This is a genomic window from Streptomyces sp. NPDC048671 (assembly GCF_055587045.1).
Map to the genome: position 1 here is coordinate 626,345 of NZ_JBVJHB010000001.1, position 24,271 is coordinate 650,615.

General features: G+C 68.5%; 15 protein-coding genes, 1 other RNA gene, 1 pseudogene and 3 CRISPR repeat arrays. Of the genes and pseudogenes, 4 read left to right on the plus strand and 13 right to left on the minus strand.

What is annotated here, in order from left to right; genetic code table 11:
- The first annotated feature begins 13 nt into the window (after nt 1-13).
- The 3 genes from ACZ6S6_RS02890 to ACZ6S6_RS02900 all read left to right on the plus strand — a co-directional run bounded on the left by ACZ6S6_RS02890 (nt 14) and on the right by ACZ6S6_RS02900 (nt 4,133).
- Nucleotides 14-1,849 carry an NACHT domain-containing protein gene (locus ACZ6S6_RS02890; RefSeq protein WP_469703409.1) on the plus strand — a complete coding sequence of 612 codons (1,836 nt, stop codon included), beginning with the start codon at nt 14-16 and terminating at the stop codon, nt 1,847-1,849.
- Nucleotides 1,846-3,009: a hypothetical protein gene (locus ACZ6S6_RS02895; protein ID WP_469703411.1), complete on the plus strand. Its 1,164-nt coding sequence runs from the start codon at nt 1,846-1,848 to the stop codon at nt 3,007-3,009. The genes ACZ6S6_RS02890 and ACZ6S6_RS02895 overlap by 4 nt, the downstream gene beginning before the upstream one ends.
- Nucleotides 3,010-3,440: 431 nt before the next feature.
- Nucleotides 3,441-4,133: a DUF998 domain-containing protein gene (locus tag ACZ6S6_RS02900; RefSeq protein ID WP_362957034.1), complete on the plus strand. Its 693-nt coding sequence runs from the start codon at nt 3,441-3,443 to the stop codon at nt 4,131-4,133.
- On the opposite strand, the gene ACZ6S6_RS02905 is transcribed toward ACZ6S6_RS02900, so the two are convergent.
- Together ACZ6S6_RS02905 and ACZ6S6_RS02910 are read right to left on the minus strand one after the other, a co-directional pair.
- Nucleotides 4,134-4,304 carry a hypothetical protein gene (locus tag ACZ6S6_RS02905; protein WP_362957031.1) on the minus strand — a complete coding sequence of 57 codons (171 nt, stop codon included), beginning with the start codon at nt 4,302-4,304 and terminating at the stop codon, nt 4,134-4,136.
- 71 nt (nt 4,305-4,375) lie between these two features.
- On the minus strand, nt 4,376-4,624 hold the full coding sequence (locus ACZ6S6_RS02910) for a VOC family protein (protein WP_362957028.1): 249 nt from the start codon (nt 4,622-4,624) through the stop codon (nt 4,376-4,378).
- 459 nt (nt 4,625-5,083) lie between these two features.
- On the opposite strand from ACZ6S6_RS02910, the gene ACZ6S6_RS02915 reads away from it, so the two are divergent.
- On the plus strand, nt 5,084-6,955 hold the full coding sequence (locus tag ACZ6S6_RS02915) for a transketolase (RefSeq protein WP_469703415.1): 1,872 nt from the start codon (nt 5,084-5,086) through the stop codon (nt 6,953-6,955).
- A 171-nt stretch (nt 6,956-7,126) separates the two neighbouring features.
- Nucleotides 7,127-7,826: direct repeats of the CRISPR family, unit length 29 nt; unit sequence CGGCTCACCTCCGCTCGCGCGGAGAGCAC.
- An 89-nt stretch (nt 7,827-7,915) separates the two neighbouring features.
- Here the strand turns inward: ACZ6S6_RS02915 and ACZ6S6_RS02920 are convergent.
- The 11 genes and pseudogenes from ACZ6S6_RS02920 to ACZ6S6_RS02970 all read right to left on the minus strand — a co-directional run bounded on the left by ACZ6S6_RS02920 (nt 7,916) and on the right by ACZ6S6_RS02970 (nt 24,040).
- Nucleotides 7,916-9,184: pseudogene (locus tag ACZ6S6_RS02920) on the minus strand (IS256 family transposase).
- 157 nt (nt 9,185-9,341) lie between these two features.
- Nucleotides 9,342-10,532: a CRISPR direct-repeat array (repeat unit 29 nt; unit sequence CGGCTCACCTCCGCTCGCGCGGAAAGCAC).
- An 18-nt stretch (nt 10,533-10,550) separates the two neighbouring features.
- Nucleotides 10,551-10,862, minus strand: coding sequence for a type I-E CRISPR-associated endoribonuclease Cas2e (gene cas2e, locus ACZ6S6_RS02925; protein WP_362957023.1), 312 nt, complete (start codon nt 10,860-10,862; stop codon nt 10,551-10,553).
- Nucleotides 10,863-10,887: 25 nt separating this feature from the next.
- A complete protein-coding gene (gene cas1e / locus ACZ6S6_RS02930) occupies nt 10,888-11,880 on the minus strand; it encodes a type I-E CRISPR-associated endonuclease Cas1e (RefSeq protein WP_469703418.1) in 993 nt (330 codons plus the stop codon).
- A complete protein-coding gene (cas6e, locus tag ACZ6S6_RS02935) occupies nt 11,877-12,539 on the minus strand; it encodes a type I-E CRISPR-associated protein Cas6/Cse3/CasE (RefSeq protein ID WP_469703420.1) in 663 nt (220 codons plus the stop codon). Before cas6e ends, cas1e begins: the two co-directional genes overlap by 4 nt.
- Entirely contained in the window at nt 12,536-13,396 is an 861-nt protein-coding gene (gene cas5e, locus ACZ6S6_RS02940; protein WP_469703422.1) for a type I-E CRISPR-associated protein Cas5/CasD, read from the minus strand. The genes cas6e and cas5e overlap by 4 nt, the downstream gene beginning before the upstream one ends.
- Nucleotides 13,393-14,574 (minus strand): type I-E CRISPR-associated protein Cas7/Cse4/CasC, encoded by a 1,182-nt coding sequence (gene cas7e, locus ACZ6S6_RS02945; protein ID WP_469703424.1) that lies wholly within the window; start codon nt 14,572-14,574, stop codon nt 13,393-13,395. The genes cas5e and cas7e overlap by 4 nt, the downstream gene beginning before the upstream one ends.
- A gap of 74 nt (nt 14,575-14,648) precedes the next feature.
- Nucleotides 14,649-15,398 (minus strand): type I-E CRISPR-associated protein Cse2/CasB, encoded by a 750-nt coding sequence (locus ACZ6S6_RS02950; RefSeq protein ID WP_469703426.1) that lies wholly within the window; start codon nt 15,396-15,398, stop codon nt 14,649-14,651.
- Nucleotides 15,395-17,005 (minus strand): type I-E CRISPR-associated protein Cse1/CasA, encoded by a 1,611-nt coding sequence (gene casA, locus ACZ6S6_RS02955; protein ID WP_469703428.1) that lies wholly within the window; start codon nt 17,003-17,005, stop codon nt 15,395-15,397. Before casA ends, ACZ6S6_RS02950 begins: the two co-directional genes overlap by 4 nt.
- A gap of 201 nt (nt 17,006-17,206) precedes the next feature.
- Nucleotides 17,207-20,074, minus strand: a complete 2,868-nt coding sequence (gene cas3 / locus ACZ6S6_RS02960; RefSeq protein ID WP_469703430.1) for a CRISPR-associated helicase Cas3' — start codon at nt 20,072-20,074, stop codon at nt 17,207-17,209.
- A gap of 171 nt (nt 20,075-20,245) precedes the next feature.
- Nucleotides 20,246-22,593: a CRISPR direct-repeat array (repeat unit 29 nt; unit sequence GTGCTCTCCGCGCGAGCGGAGGTGAGCCG).
- A gap of 461 nt (nt 22,594-23,054) precedes the next feature.
- Nucleotides 23,055-23,456: RNase P RNA component class A (gene rnpB, locus ACZ6S6_RS02965), an RNA gene on the minus strand.
- A 56-nt stretch (nt 23,457-23,512) separates the two neighbouring features.
- Nucleotides 23,513-24,040 carry a TetR/AcrR family transcriptional regulator gene (locus ACZ6S6_RS02970; RefSeq protein WP_469703432.1) on the minus strand — a complete coding sequence of 176 codons (528 nt, stop codon included), beginning with the start codon at nt 24,038-24,040 and terminating at the stop codon, nt 23,513-23,515.
- Nucleotides 24,041-24,271 lie beyond the last annotated feature (231 nt).

Genomic DNA, 24,271 nt, shown 5'->3' on the forward strand with positions numbered 1-24,271 from the left:
CGCAGGGGGACCGGTGGACAACGGTGATGTGCGTAACAGTGTCTCGGGGCACGCGGACCAGCTGGTTCAGGCGGGCGTCGTCCACGGTGGAGTGCACGTCCATCACAGTGGCGGTCGTCGCCTGTCCGACGCGGCGGAGGCGGTGAGGGAGGCACTCTCGCGGCATACCGCGGACGAGGTGGCCTTGCGGGGTCTCTACCAGTTCGGAGAGCTGAAGGTTCCCTGGGAAGTGCTTCCAGGACCGGATGCCGGCACGGCAAGCGGTGAGCGGCAGGTCCTGTCCGGCCCGGCTGCGGTCGCAGACGCGTTCTTGGCGATGTCGGCGCGGCGGCTGGTTCTGGTAGGCGACGGCGGCTCGGGCAAGAGCACGCTCGCGCTGCTGCTCGCCAGGGAGCTGGGGGAACGTGCGGCGGCCGATCACACGATTCCCCTTCCCGTTCTCACGACTGCCACGTCGTGGGATCCCGAGCTTGTTCATCTTCGGGTCTGGTTCGTAGGGCAGCTGGCTTCGCTGTACCCAGCACTCGACAAACGGCTCGGCAGGGACGTCCTGGTCGATCTCGTCGATTCAGGCGTGGTCTTCCCAGTTCTGGACGGCCTTGACGAACTGCCGCCGGAGCGGCGAGACCGCGTGCTTGCCGCCCTTGCCGGGACCCTGTCCCCGTCCGACACGGTGATCTTGACCTGTCGCGAGGGTGAGTTCCGAGAGGCCGGGGGCAGTGATTCGCTGCCTGCTCTGACGCTGCGCTCCCGACCCGTCGGTAGAGAAGTGGCGGAGCACTATCTCACAGGCGGGCAGCACGGGGTGCGCCAGCGATGGGCTCCCGTTATCGAGCAACTCTACGGAGAACCGAGCGGCGTGCTGGCGTCCTCTCTGGACACACCCCTGATGCTGTGGCTGGCCAGGCGAACAGCCACCGCCACCAGTCCGCAACTGCTCGCTGACCGGAATCGTCTGATCGATGCCCAGGCCGTACGGAACCACCTGTTGGACGCGCTCATCCCATCTGTTTTCGGCGCTGGGCCGAGTGCGACCAAATCCCGGAAGAATCGCTGGCAAACACGGAAAGCCCAAACTTACCTGAGTTACCTTGCCCGACGCTTCTCATACATGTACTCCCGCGACCTCGAACTGTCACGCGCCGCACCCCGCAGTGCAGTGCTGGTTGGCCAATTCTTTCTAATTTCCTCTCTTGTGGCCATCCTCGCAGTCATTTACTCCACACGGGACCGACCCAACGGCCTCCCCTCTCCCATAAGTCAGATATTATTCGAAGGCTCCGTCGAATCCGTCATATTCTATGGATACAGGAGCGTGACCAGCCCCGATACCAAATGGTTCGGGCGGCGGGAAATCATTCTTGTCATTTCCCTACTCCCTGCGGCACTCCTCGTATGGATCAGCGATCAGCGCGACGATTTGCAATCGTATCTCGGACTACTGCTCATCTTCCTGATCCTGTCGTTGATCCTCCATTTTCTCCGGGTAGCTACTCGCTCCGGACGGGCGCCCGATCCCCGAGGAACACTGAAGCGCGAGCGAAAGTTCACGCTTTCCTGCATAATTTTCTATACCATCATCTCGGCCTTGTTCGTATGGGCACCGAGCAAGCAGCAAGACGTGACACCAGTTTCGATACTTACCCTTTCAGTGATGGTGTCCCCAGCGGTCTTGGTGTTCTGCTGTACGCCATGGGGTCGATGGCACTGTGGTCGAGCTGCACTTGCCATGACAGGGCGACTCCCTTGGCGGACGCACGCATTCCTTGACCACGCTCGACAGCTCGGAGTAATCCGCCTATCGGACGGCCATTACCAGTCCGGCATATTACCCTACAAAAGCGCATGACAGACCTGGCCACAGCGGATCAGGAAAAGCCCCATCTCTACCACTTCAAGCGGCGCCTACCCTGGCGTCGCCGGTGGCAGAGGTCTCTCCTGCTGATCACATCAGCACTCACTTTTGTGGCTCTTTTCTCAAACTTTGACGAGAGTATCCAATACAACCTTTTTATTGTGCTCGTCGGTATGGCATGGCCGCTTGCGGCACTAGCTCTCCTCGTGCGCCGATGCCTACTCCTCGGAACGTCTGCCTCTGTGACCATCGACCACGATCGAATCGAAGTCGTGCACCGCAATCGGCACATAATTCTTGCACCACAGGACATCCGCCGCCTGTCAGTACGGACAATGCGCAACTCAGCAGGGCACCCGACCCGCTACCACGCCATCCAGGCAATCCTCCACGACCACGCGTTGTCCGCCACCGACACTTCACCACCGCAGGAATGGATCACTCTCATTTCCCTCGCTCCCATGCACCCCCTCGACACTCAGCTCAGAGAAGCCCTGGCACGCTTCGGAGGCTCCACCTGGGAGCCCCCACTCCACCTTTCGGGTAACCATGACCATTTGCGGAATATCGCCCTGCAAGAGCGGCTGACAGGCCTGGCTGCAGCGAATCAGACGCAGCCCCAGCCCTACCGCTTCAAGCGGCGCCTGCCCTGGCGCCTACCCTGGCGTCGCCGATGGCGGAGGTCTCTCCTACTGATCGCACTGGCGCTCGCTTTTGTGGCTTTTTTCTCAGACTATGGCGAGGGCGAGAGCATCAGATCCAACCTTTCTGTCGTGCTCGTCGGTATGGCATGGCCGCTTGCGGTACTAGTGCTCTTTGTGCGCCGATGCCTACTCCTCGGAACGTCTGTCTCTGTGACCATCGACCACGATCGAATCGAAGTCGTGCACCGCAATCGGCACACAGTTCTTGCACCACAGGACATCCGCCGCCTGTCAGTACGGACAGTGCACGACTCAGCAGGGCGCCCGACCCGCTACCACGCCATCCAGGCAATCCTCCATAACCACGCGCTCTCCTCCACCGACGCCCCACCGCCGCAGGAATGGATTACTCTCATTCCCCTCGCCCCGATGCACCCCCTCGATACTGAGCTCAGAGAAGCCCTGGCACGCTTTGGTGGCTCCGCCTGGGAGCCCCCGCTCCGCAACTGAACACGCAACTGGCAGCACGTCAGAATTCCCCACCATGTCGGTAAGCGGCAGTATCCGCTCACCGACATGGTTGCCGGCAGCCCTCTCGCGGCGATCACAATGAGATCCGCGTCCACGGCATCGGCCCTGGCGCCCCGTGGGCACCGATGGCCCTCTCGAACTCCCCCACGGACACGCGGGGGATCGGCCGGACGAGTCCTGGTCGTCGCGAGTCCTGGTCGTCGCGAGTCCTGGTCGTCGCGAGACGTACCGGCGGACCGGTCCGTGTGGGCGTTCCGAGCGGCTGGCCCCGCGCGCTACGAGAAGGGAGTGTCAGCGGGCAGCAGGACTTCCGCCCCGGCCGGGCCGACGGAAACGGCCACACGGCTGATCACTGCCTCCGCCTGCGTGTACACCGGGAGTCGCGGACCGGGGCGTTCTATCGTTCTCCGGTGCGCTCTGTCCCCTGGTGGGTCCTGTTCTCCTCGGTGTGCGCTCCGATCCTTCTCGTCGGAGGCTGGTCGGTCGCGGCGGAACTTCAGGGACCCGGATACGACCCGGAATCGACGACGATCAGCATCCTCGCCGCCGACGGTGCCGCCGGCTACTGGGTGATGACATCGGCCCTGCTGGCCCTCGGCGTGTGCCATATGGTCACCGCCTGCGGGCTGCGTCTGGCCGCGCCCTTCGGACGGGTGGCGCTGGCGGGCGGCGGGGTTTCGTCGATGCTGCTCGCACTGTTCCCGGCGCCGCCCAGCGGCGGCTCGTTCGCCCACGGTGCCGTGGTGGTGGTGGGATTCGCGCTGCTGGCGATGTGGCCGGTGCTGGCCGTGCGACGCGGCGCCTCCACCGTGCGAGTGCCAGGCGCCTCCACCGTGCGACTGCCAACAGAACGAGCGACCGCGTCGGTCCGGCGAGCGGCCGCGTCCCTCGGCAGGGCCATGCCTTGGGGCCTGCGGCCCGTGCCGTCCGCCGGAGCCAGCGTGGTGATGTGGCTCGCGGGAGCGTGGTTTCTGCTCGCACTCCTGGCGTTCGGCTCGGCCGGAGCCGCCGAGCGCGTCACCACATTCGCGCAGTCGTTCTGGCCTCTCGTCGTGGTCGTCTCATGCGCCCGGTGGACGGGCGAAGACGGACAGCCGACCTGATCACTGACGTCCCCGCTTCCGCCGGAGCACCAGGAGGTCGATGCCGGCGGTTGCGGCGACGAGGGCGCACACCCCTGCGAGAACGGCCAGTTCCGTGCGGCTCGGTGTGTCGCCGGGGTCGGCGGCAGCCGCCCCGAGAGCGAGCGCCACCGCGGCCACGACGAAAAGCAACAGAGCCGCCGACGCAAGAATTCTCCTGATGCGCAGTGCACTGCGAGCGTTTACGGGTTCCGTGCCTCGTCTCATCCGAATCGCTCCAGAAGCAGAGGGAGTGGCGGCCAGGTGAGTGCAGCGCCCTCCCGGAATCCGAAGGTGGCGCCGTCATGGGCCGGGGCGACGACGTAGTGGTCACCCAGCGGGCTTTCCCCGAATTCCCGTCCCAGCACCGTCGAGTAGAAGGTCCGAGCGGCGTTCAGGTCGCTGACCCTCAGGTTGACCCAGCACGGTAGCCCCAGCACCGGTGCTACATGCTCGGCAGCAGCCACAGCCATCAGCCTCGCGCTCCTCCACCGTGTCGGGTCAGCTCTCACGTACTGGCCCCACGACCGTAATCCCCCTGGCCACGGTAGCCGTCAGGAGTCTCCTTGGACGGTGCCGGAGGCCACCTCGAACGCCGAAATGCGCCGTAGCCCAGGGACTGCGAGCGTGGAGGAGGGATCGTTCATTCGGGTGATACCGGCAGCGCGTAGACGGTTCGGCAACGCGCGCATCCAGGCGGATCGCATCTTGGTTCAGGGTGCGGCACCTGGTGCACGCCCAGCCGCCGGGGCGGTTCGGCGGGCGACGGCCTCGCGCTCCGGTTCCGGGTTACGGGTTACGGACGCGATCAGCGTCGGGTCTGTGCGCGGCCACGGCCGAACGAGGTCAAGCGGATCAGGGATGTGATGGATCGCCCGGATCAGGGAACTCGTTTCCCGTCGCACCGCCGCCCCCGTACGAAAGGCCTGGCCATGTCCACCCGACCGACCACACTCGATTCCAACAGTGACCTGGACAAGGTCTTCGAGCTCGCCCAGCAACTGCGCGTGGACTCGGTGCGCTCCAGCACGTCCGCAGGATCGGGGCACCCCACCTCCAGCCTCTCGGCGGCCGATCTGATGGCCGTCCTGCTCGCTCGCCATCTGCACTACGACTGGTTGACGCCGGACAATCCCGCCGGTGACCACCTGATCTTCTCCAAGGGGCATGCGTCACCCCTCCTCTACGCCATGTTCAAGGCCGCCGGAGTCATCGATGACGAGGAGCTGATGACCACGTACCGTCGATTCGGTCACCGCCTCCAGGGCCACCCCACCCCGGTTCTGCCCTGGGTGGACCTGGCTACCGGCTCTCTGGGCCAGGGCATCGCGTACGGGGTCGGCATCGCGCTGGCAGGCCGGAACCTGGAGAAGCAGCCCTACCGGGTATGGGTGCTCTGCGGGGACAGCGAGATGACCGAGGGTTCCGTCTGGGAGGCGCTCGACAAAGCGGGGCGGCATCGGCTCGCCAACTTCACCGCGATCGTCGACGTCAACAGGCTCGGTCAGAGCGGACCGACCGAGCTGCAGTGGGATACGGCTGCCTACGCACGGCGTGCCGAGGCGTTCGGCTGCCGGGCCATCGTGGTCGACGGCCACGACCTCGAAGCGGTCGACCAGGCCCTGAGCACCGCCGCCGACGGGCAGGCGCCCACCGTCATCGTCGCCAGGACCGTGAAGGGCAAGGGTGTCAGCGAGGTCGCCGACCAGGAGGGCTGGCACGGCAAACCGCTGCCCGAGGATCTCGCCGAGCGGGCCGTGGCAGAACTGGGCGGCATCCGCGAACTCAGGGTGCGCGGCCCCCGGCCGCCCGAGGCCACCCTCGCCCCGGCCCCGGCAGCGGGCCCGGTGGAGCTGCCCCGCTATGACGTCGGGGACGAAGTCGCCACCCGGGTCGCCTTCGGCAAGGCGTTGGCTGCCCTCGGGGCCCGCCCCGACGTGGTCGCCCTGGACGCCGAGGTCGGCAACTCGACGCACGCCGAGGACTTCAAGAAGGTCCACCCTGAGCGGTACTTCCAGACCTACATCGCCGAACAGCAGATGATCGCCACCGCCGTCGGCATGGCCGTGCGCGGCTATCGCCCCTACGCGACCACTTTCGCCGCCTTCCTCACCCGGGCGCACGACTTCATCCGGATGGCCGCCGTCTCCGGGATCACCATGGCCCTGTGCGGGACCCACAGCGGCGTGGAGATCGGAGCCGACGGCCCGTCCCAGATGGGTGTCGAGGACCTTGCGATGATGCGTGCCGTCCTCGGATCCACCGTCCTCTATCCGTCCGACGCGACCTCGGCCGCCGCCCTGACGGCCGCCATGGCCGACATCGAAGGCATCTCGTACCTGCGCACCACACGCGGGGCCTATCCGGTCCTCTACGCCGGGGACGAAACCTTCCAGCCAGGGGGCTCCAAAACCCTGCGCGGGGGCGACGACGACCAAGTCACACTGATCGGCGCCGGTGTGACCCTGCACGAGTGCCTGGCCGCCGCCGAGGAACTTGCCGCCGATGGCATCTCGGCCCGAGTGATCGACCTGTACTCGGTCAAGCCCATCGACGCCGGCACTCTGGTCCGCGCGGCCTCGGACACGGGAGCTCTGGTCATGGCCGAGGACCACCACTCCGAAGGAGGTATCGGCGAAGCGGTCCTCTCGGCTCTCGCGTCGTCCGGTAGCCACCCGCGCTTCGCCCACCTCGCCGTCACCGGCCTGCCGGGATCGGGCACCTCCGATGAGCTCCTCGACGCGGCCGGGATCTCCCGCTCCCACATCGCTGAGTCGGCTCGCGGCCTGGTCAAGAGCCGCTGAAGTATGGGCGTGGATGCCGTCGGCGCAATCATCTGCGCGAGCCCTCGGGTGAAGGTCACGATGACACCATTTGCCATGGCGTAGCCAAGAAGGGGCCACCGACGCAGGTCGGAGGCCCCTCCAAGGCAAAGCCGCTGGTAGCGGCAGACGAGTCGGGCTGTACGCCCAGTACCGTTCACCTCCGCTCGCGCGGAGAGCACATCGCGCCGAGCGCGCTGCGCACGGTCTTCAACGGCTCACCTCCGCTCGCGCGGAGAGCACATGTCGCCGGTGCCGGCCGGGGCCCAGATGTGCGGCTCACCTCCGCTCGCGCGGAGAGCACATCCAGCAGGCAACACTCTTCGCGACCTGCGCCGGCTCACCTCCGCTCGCGCGGAGAGCACCGGCTCCGTGACGTCGGTCGTGTTCACGCGCTCGGCTCACCTCCGCTCGCGCGGAAAGCACTCCGCAGTTGCGCCGAGCTCGTCCTCCATCATCGGCTCACCTCCGCTCGCGCGGAAAGCACGACACCGATTCGGTCATGCCGGTAAGTGGAGCCGGCTCACCTCCGCTCGCGCGGAAAGCACGTCGCCGTCGGGGTGGAGGGTGACGCCGGGCGCGGCTCACCTCCGCTCGCGCGGAAAGCACATCTCATGCGTCAGGCGGCACCACAGCGGCACCGGCTCACCTCCGCTCGCGCGGAAAGCACATCGCGCCGAGCGCGGACCGGACGGTCTTCAGCGGCTCACCTCCGCTCGCGCGGAAAGCACCCGGCCAGCTCGCCCTGTTGCAGAACGATCGACGGCTCACCTCCGCTCGCGCGGAAAGCACGGACGATGTGCATCGTCGAAGCATAAGTAACCCGGCTCACCTCCGCTCGCGCGGAAAGCACGTGGGGGGCTGGGTTGCCCCGATGGGTCTATCAGGAATCAGGTGTGGTTCGTCTGTTTGGCCTACAGGTTTTTCGGTGGGCTGGTCGGCCTACACTCGTCCGGCGGTAAGGCGGCCATCGAAGAGGACGTCGAACTCGTTCAAGGCGCTTTTCCAGCGGTTGTTCCAGCGTTGGCGGCCTCGTCCGGTGGGGTCGAGGGCGAGGGTGGCGAGGTAGAGGCGTTTGAGCGCGGCTTGCTCGTTGGGGAAGTGTCCGCACGCCTGGGCCGCCCGCCGGTAGCGGGCGTTGAGGGACTCGATCGCGTTGGTGGTGTAGACGACCTGGCGGATCGCGTCGGGGAGACCGAGGAAGGGAACGAACTCGCTCCAGGCCCGCTCCCAGGTCCCGGCGATCGACGGGTAGCGCTTGCCCCACTTGTCGTCGAAGTCCGTCAGCCGTGCCCGGGCTTCGTCCTCGTTGACGGCGGTGTAGACGGGCTTGAGGTCGCGGGCGACGTCGGCCCAGTCGCGGCGCGAGGCATACCGCAGGCTCGCGCGCAGGAGGTGAACCACGCAGGTCTGGACCACGGTCCGGGGCCAGACGGCGTTCACCGCGTCGGGCAGGGCGGACAGCCCGTCGCAGACCAGCATCAGCACGTCACGGACGCCTCTGTTCTTGATCTCGGTCAGCACTGTCTGCCAGTACTTGGCGCCCTCGCCGCCGTCGCCGGCCCACAGGCCGAGGATTTCGCGGTAGCCGTCGGCGGTGACCGCGATGGCCACGTAGACCGGCCGGTTGGCGACATGGCCGTCGCGGATCTTGACGTGCACGGCGTCGATGAAGACGACCGGGTAGACCGCGTCGAGCGGGCGGGTGCGCCATTCCGCCATCGGTTCCAGGGCCTTGTCGGTGATCGTGGAGATGGTCTCCTTCGTCGTCGTCATCCCGTACGTCTGGGCGAGATGGGAGACGATCTCGCCGGAGGTCAGGCCCTTCGCCGTCAGCGAGATCACCAGATCGTCCAACGCACCCGTTCGGCGGGCGTACTTGGGCAGCAGCCGGGGCTAGAAGGTGCCCAGCCTGTCCCGGGGCACCTGCACCGTGACGGCACCGACCTCCGTCATCACCTTCTTGCTCCGGTAGCCATTGCGGGTGTTGCCGCCCGAGCGTGAGCCGCGGCCGCCGCCCCGGCCGGCCCCTTCGGCCAAGTGCTGGTCCATTTCTGCTTCCAGCGCGGACTGCATCAGGTGCTGGGCGAGCTCGGGCAGCACCCCGCCCTCGCCCATCAGCCGCAGTCCCTCTCCGCGGACCTTCTCGGCCGCGAGCGCGGCCAGCTCCTCCAGCAGCTCGCTGGACAGACCGTTCTGCGATACCGGCATCGACTTCACGTCGGCACCCTCGACGCCATCGCCGGCCTCGGCAAGCGACACACCGTCCACGGTCTCGATCAGGTGACCAGTCGTCGTACTCATCAGGCTCACTCCTTCGGGGAGATCCACACCTGATTCATGACACTCCCGCCCCGATGGCTAGCTGCGGCTCACCTCCGCTCGCGCGGAAAGCACCCTGTCGCACCTCAACGGTCTGGGCCCCGATGCGGCTCACCTCCGCTCGCGCGGAAAGCACGGCCCTGGCCCGGTTCGCCTTGGCGTCCTGCGCGGCTCACCTCCGCTCGCGCGGAAAGCACGTCGCCGGAGGCCGCACCCGAGCTGACGACATCGGCTCACCTCCGCTCGCGCGGAAAGCACGTGTCGATGGCGACGTGCCGGCCGCGCTTGCGCGGCTCACCTCCGCTCGCGCGGAAAGCACTCACCAACCCACGCCAGCTCACCGGCCTTGGGCGGCTCACCTCCGCTCGCGCGGAAAGCACGGCCCGGCCCCGGGAACGTGGCGTCAGCCGGACGGCTCACCTCCGCTCGCGCGGAAAGCACGGAGGCCGTGCGGATTCGGAAGCACCGGGGCACGGCTCACCTCCGCTCGCGCGGAAAGCACGCCCTGGCCCGGTGGGTCATCGCCGCCCTGGCCGGCTCACCTCCGCTCGCGCGGAAAGCACGCATGGGCCGACATCACCGGCAAGCCCAGCACCGGCTCACCTCCGCTCGCGCGGAAAGCACGCCATCGCCGCGCAGGCCGAAGCCGCAAAGAACGGCTCACCTCCGCTCGCGCGGAAAGCACACGCGATCCACCTGCCCGAGGCCCAGCGTGAGTGGCTCACCTCCGCTCGCGCGGAAAGCACCTCGCCCCGCAGCAGAGTGGCCATGGTCAGGACGGCTCACCTCCGCTCGCGCGGAAAGCACCTGCGGCTGCGGGTCGCCCGGCGGGAGGGCGCCGGCTCACCTCCGCTCGCGCGGAAAGCACGTCGAGGTCAAGGGGTACGGCGAGCCGTGCCGCGGCTCACCTCCGCTCGCGCGGAAAGCACCCCTTCCTGCCAAGGCGCCCGGCTATCCAGCCCGGCTCACCTCCGCTCGCGCGGAAAGCACCGCCGCCCTTCTGTCTGAGATCGGCACGCCCATCGGCTCACCTCCGCTCGCGCGGAAAGCACCACCGGGTGGGACCTGACCGGCTCGTCCGCGAACGGCTCACCTCCGCTCGCGCGGAAAGCACTAGCGGATCTTGGGTTAGTTCCCGGCTGCGGCCGGCTCACCTCCGCTCGCGCGGAAAGCACCCCGGCCTCGATGCCCGCAATCATTTCCTCGAACGGCTCACCTCCGCTCGCGCGGAAAGCACCCTATTTGACCTGGCCTGTTAGGAGGCGTTTGCCATTTCTTGACTCTCGCGCTGGAAACCGATCAACGTGAGGCCGTCGAAGTCGAGGGGTTCGCGGCGGCGGGTGCCTGCTGTGCGTAGTTGGAATCCTTGTTCGTTGTCGGCAGGGTGGGCAAGGACTGCCATACCGTCGCCGGCGCAGGCGGCAACGGCTGTCCAGAGTTCGTCGCGGACGCGGGCTGAGACGGTGCCGACGTACAGCTCGGGTGTGACTTCCAGGAGCCAGCGTGTGAGGGCGCCGCGTAAGTGGTCGGGTACGGCGGTGGCTGAGATGACGATCATTGAGGACATGGGTCATGTCCTTCCGGTGCGTGGGTCATGGTTGCTTCGCGTGGTTGATGCCGGCGGGTACGGAGCCGACGACCGGGTCCCACAGGTCGACCATCTGTTCCTCGGGGTCGGGTCCTTCGTAGGTGCGGCTCGGGTCGAGGAGTTGCTGGATGTCGGTGACGATGCGTGGCAGGAGCTGGAAGAGGCGTAGTTCGTGGCGGAATGAGCGGCGTGCTTCGCCTTCGGGGTTGGGTGATGCGTGGAGGGAGAAGGCGAGGGGGATGGTGAGTTCGGCTTTGTAGAGGTCGGCGATGTCGTAGACGAAGGCTTGTTGGTTGCCGTTGTGGACGAAGCCGAGGGCGGGTGAGCAGCCGAGTGCGGTGATTGCGGCGTGGACGATGCCGTAGAGGCAGGTGTTGGCTGAGGAGAGGGCGAGGTTGACTGGGTCTTGGGTGTCCCAGGAGGCGGGGTCGTAGGCGCGGCGGAAGCGGCCGATCTTGTATTGGCGGGCGAGGAGTTGGTAGTGGGCTTTGACGCGTTGGCCTTCCATGCCTCGGAGTTTGTCGAGGTTGGTTCCGTCGGTTGCGGTGCCGTCTCCGAAGCGGAGTTCGTACATGGCTTGGGCGATGGCCAGGCGGTGGGTGTCGTTGGTCCAGGCGCGGGTCTGGCGTTCGAGCCAGAGGGTGGTGAGGGAGTCGGGGACGGCTGCGGAGTAGCAGCGGACGCCTCCTGACCCTGCGGTGATGACGGTGGTGCCGTTGCGGGCGAAGGTGGTGAGGGCGCGGGCGGTGATGGAGGTGCCGGGGCCGAGGAGGACACAGCTGAGGGCTGCGGTCGGCAGGTATACGGTTTCTGGTCCTCGTTGTTCGCTGGTGATTTCTGCGCAGACTCCGGTGTCGTCCTGGTGGATGCGGACGATGTCGAGGTAGAGGAAGGACAGCGAGTCGGCGATGCGGGGGAGCATCGCGACGGTGGGTGCGGCGAGTTTGCGCCGGGCGGTGCTGGTGGTGAGGGGCTTGGTGGTGGGGCGTGGGGTCATTGGGGTTGCCTCGCGGGGGCGATGCTGAGGAGGCCGCAGCCGTACGCTTTGCCGCGTCCGATGCCGTTGATGATGGCTGCTTTGAGCAGGTCGGTGTCGATGATGGCCGCGGTGCCGTCGAACTGGGTGCGGGCGTGACGGATGCGTTGGGGCGCGGCCCCGTCGGGGCGCCGTTCGCCTCGGGCGGCGTCCAGGGGCTGGGAGTGGTGGGTGAGGGGTTTGAGTCCGCCTTGGTCGGCTTGGCGGAGCCACCATTCGTCGGCGGCGGCGCCGGTGAGGGGGACGACGGGTGGGAGGTTGTAGAGGGCGCGGGTGGTGGCGCCGGGTTTGCGGACGGGGCTGGCGACGCAGCGGTAGCGGATGGTGAGTCCGGGGCGGATGGCGTCGATGAGGGCGTCGAGGGGGCGGGTGAGGGTGGTGCCGTAGCCGTCGGGCAGGGCGCTGGTGTCGGGTTCGTGGGTGGACTGGATGAGCAGGTGCGGTCCGGTGGGGGTGTCTTCGGTGCGGAAGAGGATGCCGAAGCGGGCGCGGGGGTCGGGGCCGGCGTCGGACGGGTAGAGGCTCATGATGCGGCGGTGCATGCCGATCGCGCCGGCGAGGTCGCGGCGGGCGTCCCGGGAGCGGGTGTCGGGGACGATGCGGGTGAGCCAGAGCGTCATCGTCGGCTCCCTTCGGTGGTGTTCAGCTGAGTGTTCAGGTAGTGGCCCAAGGCGGTGAGTTGTCGTGTTCCGAGTCCGGCGAACTGGGCTCTGGGCAGGAGGAGGGTGCGCCGGTAGAGGGGCCTGGCGCGGTAGGCGCGTCGGCTGGGGTGGTAGCTGAGGGGCTGGTCGTTGAGTTCGCTGGACGGTCGGGTGCCGTCGTGGTTGGTGTCGCGGACCATGTGGGCCGGGGCCGGCAGGTGGGTGAGGGGTCGGTCTGCGAGGAACTCCACCGCTGTGTTTTCTGCGTCGCGGGCCGGGTGTGCGGCGAGGGGCAGGTGGATGAGGTGGTGCAGGGCGTCGTCGCTCTGCCCGATCAGCACGGGGCCCTCTGGCGGGCAGGAGCGGCGCCCGAGGTGCAGGGCCCATCGGGGGGCGCGCAGTGCGTCGGCGCACTGGTCGAGGAGTGCGTGATCCTCACGGGTTGTTGTGGGTGTGGTGAGGGCGACGGTGAAGGCTGCGTCGGCGAGGTAGTAGCGGTGGGTGAGGAGGGTTCCGGTGTCACCGGGACGCTTCTTGCCCTCGGCGGTGGTCACCGTCGCCTTGCCGGGGAGACCCCCGCCGACGGTGTGCAGGTCGCGCAGCAGCACGCCGGGGCGGTCGGTACGCACCGTCATGTGCAGTGCGGTGAGGTCGTCGATGGGGTGGTCGCGGTGGCGTCCGAGGGCGGAGGCGAGCAGGCCGATGACGCCGGACCGGGTCGGAAAGGCGGCGGTGTCGCGTTCGTTGAAGTGGCTGTGCAGGCCCCAGGACTGCAGGGGCCCGGTCAGCCGGAGCAGGAGCCCCGGCTCGGGGGCGGGTAGGAGGGCGGTGGTCATGCGGCGCCGCCGGCGGGCTGCGCGGTGAGGGCGCTGGCAAGGGCGGCCTCAATGAGGGCGTCAAAGCCGGTGTGGCGGGTGCCGAGTCCGTCGAGGCCCTTGGCGTCGATGCCGGCCCATCCGGAGTGGAGGATGCCGCTGGTGCCGAGGAGGCGGTTGGCGGCCTCGGCGTACTCGGACAGGGTGGTGCGGGACGGGTTGGCGTAGCCACCCTGGCCGGCGGCGGCGACGGGGCTCTCGAACGCGGCGGCGTAGGACAGCGGGCGGTCGGTGCGTACGGAGATGTGTGCGAGGTCGGGGATGGTGTGGGGGGCGGTGGCGTTCTTCTTCGCCTGGGGCAGGGACAGGATGAAGGCGCTGAGGAACGCGGCGGTGAGTTCGCGGAGCTCCTCGGGGTTGTCGCCGATGTTGTGGGCGAGGTCGCGGAGGTCGATGGTGGCGTACCGGTAGAAGGTGCCGGCACTGAACTCGGTGTGACCCATGTGCCCGCTGCCGCTCTGGTCGCCCCAAGTTGCGGTGACGTCGTCGACGGCGGAGAAGTAGTCGAGTTCGACGTCGGTCTCGTGCGTCGTGAGGGCGTGGGCGACCTGGACAGCGCCGTCGACGCCGGCGTTGTCGACCTCGGCGAGCATGCGGCCGAAGAGGTTGATGACGCCGTTGCGGGAGCGCAGCACCCCCTCGACCTTGTCGGCGGGCAGGACGCTCTTGTCGGAGGGCTTCTTGATGTCCTTCGCCGCTTCCAGAGCCTCCCGGTGCGCTTCGGCCAAGTCGGCGAGTGCGGCGACGGCGGTCTCGGGGACGTAGACCATCGCGTTGGTGAGGACCTTGTTCGCAAGGGCCTGCTTGGGATCCTTGGGGTCCTTCGCGAGTTCGAACTTGATGCTGCTGGCCGCGGCCGTGTGCGCCCCGGCCTTCTCCGCGAGGTCCAGTGGCCATCCGCGGTCCTCAAGGAGGCGGGTGACGCGCTCACCGATGCGGCGGGTCCGCAGTGCGGCCTGGCCCATACGGTCTTCGAACACGCCGCGGACGGCCCGCTTCCAGGACTGACTGCTGACCCGGGTCCGCAGCACGTTCCCGTACTGCACCGTCTTCACGGAATTCGTATCGTCCCGGTTCAGGTTGGCGAACGGGACGCTCTGGATGATGTGGATGTCGATGAAACGCGCGGGCATGACCATGGTGAAGCGACTCCTTCGTACGTGGGTGTGTGACGTGTGCAGTGCGTGGTTCATGCGTCGGGTGAGGTGAGCAGTCAGGAGACTGCGGGGACAGTTGCTGCCTCCGCTGCGAGGTCCTGTTCGTCGGCTTCGTCGGCCCGCCGAGCGAGGTCCCTGTCCCTGGCCCGGTAGAAGTCCTGGAGCCAGGTACGGGAGATCCGTCCCGAGTCCCTGCGCCAGTTGCCGAGGTCATCCAGGAGCTGTGCCCAGTCGACGTCCACGCCGAGCGAGGACAGGTATCCGACGGAGGCGGGCAGGTGCCGGTGGAGGCCGTTGACGCTCTGGCGGGTGAGGAGGTTGAGGCGGCTCTCCGCCGTCCCCGCACGCATCTCCTTCTCCCGCCCCGGCCCCTCGGTCACCGCGGCCGCGAACGCCGTCCCGAGACTGGCGCGACGCCGCCGCGCCATTCCGGAATGGGCCGTATCGGCGTCGGGGCGCTCGGGGCCGTCGGTCGTTCCTTCCGGTACGGCCAGTGCGCTCCGGGACTGGGCGGCGATCATCGCTGCAACCGCGTAGTACGCCCGCTCCACATCCTCTGAGCGACGTTCGGGCAGCCATGGGGCGACCAGACGGTGCATACGCCGCACCGAGTCGAGGTCTTTGCGCAGCCCGCTGCGCAACGCGCTACGAGCCCCAGGGTCTTCACGGCTTGCCCGCACGACCCAGTTGGTGAACGCCCGCGACCGCCCTTCCCGTGGTTTGGCGCCCTGTTGCGGGATCTCGCCGGTCAGCGATGCCCGTGAGCTGTCGATGTCCTGGAGGGCCGACTGGGTGGGAGTGTTCATGCGGTGGGCTCCTTGGTCTTCGCACGGGGGCCGGGCACGGCCGGCCGGTTCTTCGGGGTTCCGCCGTAGAGGTCGATGCGGGCCTGTGAGACGGCCTTCGCACCACGCAGCGTGCGGGTGACGGGCCCGGTCACCACGTCGTACGCCTCCTCGGCCAGCCGCACGAACGCCCGCCGGGTCGATGCCGGGTCGAAACCGCCGTCGTCGACGTCACCGGTGCGGTCCAGGAGACGGAAACGGGCCCAGAACTCCGCCTCCGCGGCCGGCCAGTACCGGGCGCCGGCCTGTGCCGCCCAGGCCGCACCGTCCGCCTTGGCATCGCGCACATATGCAGCCCACGCACGCTTCACCGCCCGGTCCAGCCGCCGCCCGTACAGCTCCCCGTACTGACGCAGACGACCAACCGCGGGCAAGGTACGGGGGTCGTTGTCCTCGGCGTAACCGAGAACGGCCGGGGTGCTCGCATCAATGAACTGCGTGTCCTTGGCCTGGCCCTCCTGGTCGAAACCCAGCGCCCGCACCCGCAGGTCCTCAGAGATCTGTGGCGCGGAAGCAAACACCCGCGGCTGCTGGGGGTACGCGCTGCCGGCCGGCGGGTGCTGCAGGAGCAATGCGTCCAGGTCCCGCCACAGCGCCCTGCCGGCGTCGGCCGGGCGTGGGTAGCGATTGCCCTGCTGGCTGGTCTGCCAGATGAGGAAGTCGTCCTCCCGCGGCATCCGCTCGCCCCGAAACGCCCAGGTGATGAACGCGTCCCGCACATGGGTGCTGTCTTCGTCCGGGAGCAGGAGCAGCGCGTGCTGCGAGCGGCCCGTGTGCCGCGATCGCGGCCCCGACGACTGCCTGGGTGGACGGTCCGGATCGGTTAGGTCGTCCTGTTCCCAGGGGCACAGGTCGTCCTCCCCGTTCACTGCGTCCTCCGGCGGTACGAGGCCGGCAAGCAGCGTCTCGAACAGACAGTCGCCCTCGGGGTGGTAGGACAGGGCCGTGCGCAGCGGGCCGGCAGTGGCGGACGCGGTCTTCACTCCGTTCACCTCACGGGCCGAACAGCGCCCGGACGGCCCGTAGTAGTGCCACACCAGCAAGCTGAGGAACGCTTCGGAAGCAGTGGGCAGTACGGGGCCGGTATCCGTGTCATGCCGGAACCAGGAGTGATTGTTGCCCGAAGGGCGGGTGACGATCAGCTTGTTGACCCCGGCCGTGTTCGTCGCGTCGCACTGCTCCGCCAGACGGGGGTCCTGCATCCACGGACGCCCGCCCGGAGCGAAAAGGAAGAACCGGTCCTCGTACTCCTCGAAGTAGGCAGCGATCCTTTCAGGCGGGAGCCGGCCGGCATCGAGAACCTCCAGACGGCGCTCGTCCCAGTCTCCTTCGGGACCCTGCTCGGTCAGCTCGGCCACCCTGGCTGTGAGCGCATAGAGGATACGGAGCAGTGCGGAGTGCGCGGGCGCGTCGGCGACGGCGAGCGACTCGATGTCGTGGCTGTGCAGCAGGAGCTCCCGCAACCCCACCAAATCAGGGCGCTGCCCGCTGATGGCGGATGTACCAGTGGGTTTCCAGCGCACAGGGACACACGGCTGGTCGATCAGGTTGTACGTGCCGGTCGGCATAGAGGATTCCTGTCGTCATTCAGACAGCGCTGGAGGCCGGGCAATATCCGGCGGATCTGCTGCGCAAGTCGCCGGTCTCCGCCTCGCCGCAAGCCAGAAGGGCTCCGGAGCGGGGCGACAGGCGGAGGGCTACAACCCGGCTGCGAGGGACCACACTTGAAAGTAATGGAACATGGGCATGACGTGATCAATACGTGAAGATCAGTCGATTTCGAGACCGACCTCGGATATCGAGATCGTGAATCGCCCGTGGCGGCATGCCCAGCCCTCTGCCCCCAGCGGTCTCATGCTCAGCACGGCGAGGTCTCGGAGCAAGGAGTGGGTGCCCCAATGCTCCGGCACGGTTGCGCCCGGTTCGCCGCCCCGCAGCCACCGCCCCGGCACGGGTGCCACACGCTGCGCGACGGCAACCAGCTCTGCCGCACCGAGGCCGTTCCGGCCGCCGGCAGGGACCGGGATTTTCCCCTCGGGGTCGAGCGTCGCCGTCCCATCCGCCTGTGCGTACAGGCAGAGCACCCGTCCGGTGTCCGCGCCCAGACGTGTCGTCAGCAACTCCTCACTCACCCCCGCCTCTCGCACCGACAGCTTGCTGAGATCGCCCTTCACATCCACCGGGGCACAGATGCTGGTCCACTTCGCCAGATGCCGCTCCGCCGCCTCCCCCGCCAGCCGCTCTTCATCCAGCCGCGCCAGCTCCTGGCGGGCGGCTTCGTCGAGGCGGTCGACGAAGTCCTCCTCGTATACCTCGTCCACAAGCCGCTGCACGTCACCGGGAACCGCGATGCCGTCTCGAGCACAGTCCTCCAGGATCCGTGACGTCCGCACGAGCAGCCCGGCGTCGTAGACCGATCCCCACGAGCGAGGAGGGGCAGACCCTTCCTCCGCAGCGAGTGGATCAAGCACGACCAGCTCCGGCTCGGTCTCCGCGGCCGCCCACTTGGGCCGCCCCGAGGGGCCACGCCCGTGCCGCCGCCCACGCCCAGCGCGCTGCAACAGCTGGGCCAGTGGCGCAAGATCGCTCACCACCAGGTCGAAGTCGAGGTCCAGAGACTGCTCCACCACCTGCGTCGCCACCAGCACCGAGCCCGGACGCACCGAAGGCGTCTCCTCCCCCGGCTTTCCGTACGCAGCCTCGGCCTGAGCCGTAATCGCAGCTCGTACGTCCGCCGGATACCGGGAATGCAGCAACCGCACCCCACCGAAACGCGACGCGAGTTCAGGAAAGGCCGCACACACATCCCGGTACGTCTGCTGCGCCTCGGCCACCGTCGTACAGCACACCAGCGCCGTGCCGCCCTCTGCAGCGACCGGTGCCAGAACCTCCCGCAGCACCGCACGCCGACCGCCTTCCCGCACCGGAGCACCGGCCGGCTCCAAGGTGTCCCACACCACCGCCCGGCGCGACACCCTCAACGTCCGAGCACGGTTGCTCCCGGTCCCCCGCGCAGCCGACACCTCCCCCGAAACGCCGCTCGCGAACAGCCAACCCGGGTACCGCGGCACCACCTGCGACGGTTCACGGAACCCGGCACCACGTCGGTAGGCATCGACCAGCGAGCCGGCCGAACGGCCCGTCAGCGTCGCCGACAACAGCACCACCGGGGCGCCCATCGCACCCAGCCACTCCAGCAGCCGCAGCAGGAGCTGATGCATCCATGGCCCGTAAGCATGTGCCTCATCGACCACGAACACCTTGTCCGACAGCCCGAACAGCCGCAACGCGTTGTACCGCAACGGCAGCACCGCGCTCAATGCCTGGTCGATCGTGCCCACACCCAACGGAGCGAGCAGCCCACGCTTCGGACCCCGTAACCACCCATCCGCCTCAACTGCCGTGCGGTGTCCCGAACTCACGGCGCCTTCGCCGAGCGGTGCGTCGAGCCCGGCCGCCCCATCCCGGCCGTCTGGGGGGCTAAGCCATGCCATCGAGTGCAGCAGCATCAACGCACGCTCTCCGGACAGCGCTCCGGAGGCGAACTGCTCCAACCGAGGCAGCATCGCGTCCGCCGTGCCCATCGTGGGCAACGCGAAGTACACGCCCCGCGCTCCCGCCGCCCGCCCCAACAACGAGGCCGCGAACAACGCCGCCTCCGTCTTGCCGTCACCCGTCGGAGCCGTCACCAGCACCAGCCCTGCCCCGCGCTCCCTGACCATCGCGGGGAGATGCTCCACGAGGTCCCGCTGCAGGGCGTTGGGAACGAACGGAAACATGTCGCCGAACTCCTCGGCACAGAAACGGGCTCGCCCCAACCGTGCCGCGCGCACCAGCTCCGGAGCCGCTTTCACCGCCGCCTGCCAGTGAGCATCGACCTCCGCCGGCTTCCCCGACCAGCCGGGGCCGGGGGTGCGGGGCTCGATCACGGATGTCTGGCTCGCAAGCCAGTCAGCCACCACAACCAACCCGGACACGACCACCGCCAACCCCGTCGGCAAACCGCTACGAGGTGCCGCGAACGCCCCCATGGCCCGCCGCAGTTCCTCGAAATGCGCCCGCCGCTGATCAGCCCATCCCTGCCTGCCCAGTCCAGGGTTGTAGTCGCTGGCCCGCGCAGCCTCCTTGGCCCTCAACACGCTGCCGAAAAGACCGTGATGGCCACCCAGCAACTGCGCGACCTGATGACTCACCGCCCTATGAAGCAGGCGTTCGCTGCCGGGATAGTCCGCTGCCTCAAACAGTTCGTTCAGAGCCCAGTGGGACGCGATCTCATGTCGGAATTCCCTCTCAGCCTCGGCACCCGGTGCGCTGACGTAGGCCGGATCGTCCTGAACTGGCTTGTAACAGGCGGGGACCTGGGCCTGGAACGGCGGGGTGATCTTCCCGATGTCATGCAACCCGGCCCAGAACGACACCACCGTGCGCGCCTCCGCCACACTCAGACCGAGCGCGTCCGCGATGGCAGTTCTGGTCTCGTCACTCAGAACGACATCCCATAACTCCTGGAACACCGCCCCGGTATCCAGGAGATGGCAGACCACCGGATAGGGCCGCGACAGTCCACTCTCCTTCCCCCACAGCCGGACATCCAGACCGCAGTCCCCCGAGGCCCCTGCCTCGTCGCGCTTCATCATGTGCTCAGAGATAGCAGCTCCCACCGACAACCGCCCCAAATGGCCCAACCCGGCACCGACATGAGGGCCAGGCCGTACACTCGCTGCGCGACCGCGACGAATCGAGATGCATGCGCACCGAACCTTGGCAAAGAGAATGCAAAGCGGTCCGATAAGGCCAGGTCGCGAAGGGTGCTCTCCGCGCGAGCGGAGGTGAGCCGAGGCGGATGCCCGTTGACGCCTGCCCGGTGGCGTGCTCTCCGCGCGAGCGGAGGTGAGCCGAGGCCCTGGCAATCGCGGCATTGGCCCAGAATGTGCTCTCCGCGCGAGCGGAGGTGAGCCGCCGGCTGAGTCGTTCAGTGTCAGCGATGCTGAGTGCTCTCCGCGCGAGCGGAGGTGAGCCGCTCCTGCCAGTCGGAGTCGCCGCCGTTGATGTGTGCTCTCCGCGCGAGCGGAGGTGAGCCGGACGCACTCGCCTCCGTCGTCGCCGTCCACGAGTGCTCTCCGCGCGAGCGGAGGTGAGCCGTCAACTGCGGTGTCGCCCACACCACGGAGGGCGTGCTCTCCGCGCGAGCGGAGGTGAGCCGCGGCAGCAGCCGGGCATGCAGCCCGACGACAAGTGCTCTCCGCGCGAGCGGAGGTGAGCCGGTCTCCGCCATGCTGTGCGGAGAGCGCACGACGTGCTCTCCGCGCGAGCGGAGGTGAGCCGTCTTCTTCGCCGGACCACGACTCGATCCACCCGTGCTCTCCGCGCGAGCGGAGGTGAGCCGACGCCGCACGCCGTCCGTCAGATGCGGCACCGGTGCTCTCCGCGCGAGCGGAGGTGAGCCGTCCGTGAAGGTGGCCCGCCGGGTGGCGAACGGGTGCTCTCCGCGCGAGCGGAGGTGAGCCGGAGGACGACATGGACCCGATCGACGTGTGGCTGTGCTCTCCGCGCGAGCGGAGGTGAGCCGCTGCTCCTTGTCGTCCTGGCCGAGGACGCCAAGTGCTCTCCGCGCGAGCGGAGGTGAGCCGCCGTGAAGCACCTCGACGCCACCGACGTCTACGTGCTCTCCGCGCGAGCGGAGGTGAGCCGTCCAGCTGCTGGAAGTCCTTGCCGACCACCGAGTGCTCTCCGCGCGAGCGGAGGTGAGCCGGGGTGATCGTGGGCGAGTCTCCCCCGCAACGAGTGCTCTCCGCGCGAGCGGAGGTGAGCCGGTCTTTGCCTTCCACCGCTTCGACCACGGTCAGTGCTCTCCGCGCGAGCGGAGGTGAGCCGAACCGGGAGGGGTTTGCGGACCCCTCAGGCAAGTGCTCTCCGCGCGAGCGGAGGTGAGCCGAACCGGGAGGGGTTTGCGGACCCCTCAGGCAAGTGCTCTCCGCGCGAGCGGAGGTGAGCCGCCGAGGCGTAGGCGTAGCCCTGCTCTGGACCCGTGCTCTCCGCGCGAGCGGAGGTGAGCCGCCCCGTCAGCGAGATTCGGGGTCGCGGCCACGGTGCTCTCCGCGCGAGCGGAGGTGAGCCGTCGATCACCTTCGGCTTCAAGAACGGCCCGCAGTGCTCTCCGCGCGAGCGGAGGTGAGCCGGTGGCTTCCTGGATGAGACGGGTCAGGTCGCCGTGCTCTCCGCGCGAGCGGAGGTGAGCCGGCTGTGGTGGACACCATCAAGGGCGATGTCGGGTGCTCTCCGCGCGAGCGGAGGTGAGCCGAGCCTGTTCTCCGTGATGTCGACGGTCGGCAAGTGCTCTCCGCGCGAGCGGAGGTGAGCCGGCCGACATCGTCGTACGGCCGGACGCCGACGGGTGCTCTCCGCGCGAGCGGAGGTGAGCCGTCCTGCTCGATGTCGACGGACTGCTCCGAGCCGTGCTCTCCGCGCGAGCGGAGGTGAGCCGCAGCGACCGTACGAGCACTGCGGAGAGCGCGAGTGCTCTCCGCGCGAGCGGAGGTGAGCCGTTGGCAGAGGGTAGCCGCGGGCATGGACCGAGGTGCTCTCCGCGCGAGCGGAGGTGAGCCGTACACCTTGGAGACGGCTCCGAGGAGGTCGTAGTGCTTTCCGCGCGAGCGGAGGTGAGCCGGGGCATGAGTGGCATCGGAACGTCGAGTGGGTGTGCTCTCCGCGCGAGCGGAGGTGAGCCGGTCTGTTCCCGCAACGTCGTACCAACGGATCCGTGCTCTCCGCGCGAGCGGAGGTGAGCCGCTGAGGAGGTTTCCGGTCGTGCGGATCGGGGCGTGCTCTCCGCGCGAGCGGAGGTGAGCCGAGGGCACCGCGTTCCCCGGTACCCACGTCCTCGTGCTCTCCGCGCGAGCGGAGGTGAGCCGGAGCAGTACCAGGTAGCCCACGCCACAGTGGCGTGCTCTCCGCGCGAGCGGAGGTGAGCCGGAAGCCAACCTCCGCCCCCGCCTCACCGCAGCGTGCTCTCCGCGCGAGCGGAGGTGAGCCGGAAACGTCGATCCGAATCGACGACCCGGATGTGTGCTCTCCGCGCGAGCGGAGGTGAGCCGAGGAACCGATGACCGACATCCCCACCACCGCCGTGCTCTCCGCGCGAGCGGAGGTGAGCCGCGCTGCCAGCGGGACCCGAGCGGGAGCAGGCAGTGCTAGCCGGGGTGCAATGCCGCCCCGTCGGTGCCGCCGCCGTGCTCTCCGCGCGAGCGGAGGTGAGCCGCTCAGCGCCCTGGTCAGTGTCGACGGCGACCGGTGCTCTCCGCGCGAGCGGAGATGAGCAACCCGTGGTCGTTCCCGGGGACGCGCTGGGGGCCGTGCCAGGTCCTCGTCGCCCCTGCGAGGGATCGCAACCATCGGGCGTGTCCACATGGCCACAGGCTTGGCGCATACCCCGACTCCAGGAGCGGACCGTGTGCCCCGGCACAACGACTGAAACCAGGGACTTTCAGGGACTTTCAGCCCTGTCTGAGGGACTTCAGAGGGACTTTTCGCTACCTAACGCGGCAAGCGTCTGAAAGACCGGAAAGGGCCTCCGGCGCAGGTCGGAGGCCCTTTCCAAGGCAAAGCCGCTGGTAGCGGCAGACGAGTCGGGCTGTACGCCGGGTTCTGTCGCCCGGTCGCCTCGCGGCGGCCGGGGAGACGGCCATCCATCTAGGACCGGCATTGCTGCCGGTCTCGTGCGGTCTACCCGCGAACTCGGGCGGGCAGCCCTCGAACGTTCGCGCAGGGCCCTCTTGCGACGGCCCCTCTTGACCTTGCTCCGGGTGGGGTTTACCTAGCCGCCTGAGTCACCTCAGGCGCTGGTGGTCTCTTACACCACCGTTTCACCCTTACCGAGGACCGAAGTCCAAGGCGGTCTGTTTTCTGTGGCACTGTCCCGCGGGTCACCCCGGGTGGCCGTTAGCCATCACCCTGCCCTGTGGAGCCCGGACGTTCCTCGGGAGGGTCCGAAGATCCTCACGCGGCCGTCCGCCCGGCTCGTCTGCCGTGGCGCCCATGCTACCTGCCTTGTGGGGGCCCGGAATCGCGCGGAGGCGTCAGGCGCGGGGCGCGCCGAAGGCCGCGATACCGGCCTCCCAGGCCGCCGGTACGTCGGAGCCCGCGGGAAAGCGGCCGTTCAGCTCCATCGTCACCATGCCGTGGGCGAAGGCCCAGGCCGCGCGGGCGCGGCCCTCGTCGCCGGCGAGGGCGCGCAGGAGCGGGGCCGCGGCGCGTTCCTCCAGGTCCGGGGGGAGGGGGCGGCCGGTGGTGAGGCGGTAGAGGTGCGGGTGTGCGAGGGCGTGGGTCCGGTAGGCGGTCGCCAGGGCCGGGAACGAGCCCGGGGCGGCGGTCTCGGCCGCTTCGAGGGCCCCGGCCGTCTCCCGCAGCATCACGCCGACGAGCGCGTTCACCACCGACGACTTGTCCGGGAAGTGCTTGTACAGCGAGGGCGCCGTGATGCCCACGCGTGCGGCGAGGCGACGCATGGTGAGCGCCTCCGGGCCCTCCTGCTCCAGGAGCGTGCGCGCGGCGGTGACGATCTGGCGCCGGCGGTCGGTGGCGGGCGGGGCCGCGAGGTCAGTCACGCCGGTCCTTCCTTCGTACGAGGCACGGGGCACGGGCACGGGAGCGCGAGCACGCGGGGGCACGGGCACAGCACACGAGCCCAGCGCACGAGCACCGGGCCGAAGGCGCGATCGTACGAGATACGGACGATCCGCGCGGACAGGGCGGACAGACAGGCGGACGAGCAGGGCGGGCGGACGAGCGGGGCAGACGGCCAGGCGCTTGACCTTGCCGCAGCGTCAGGGTTTCTA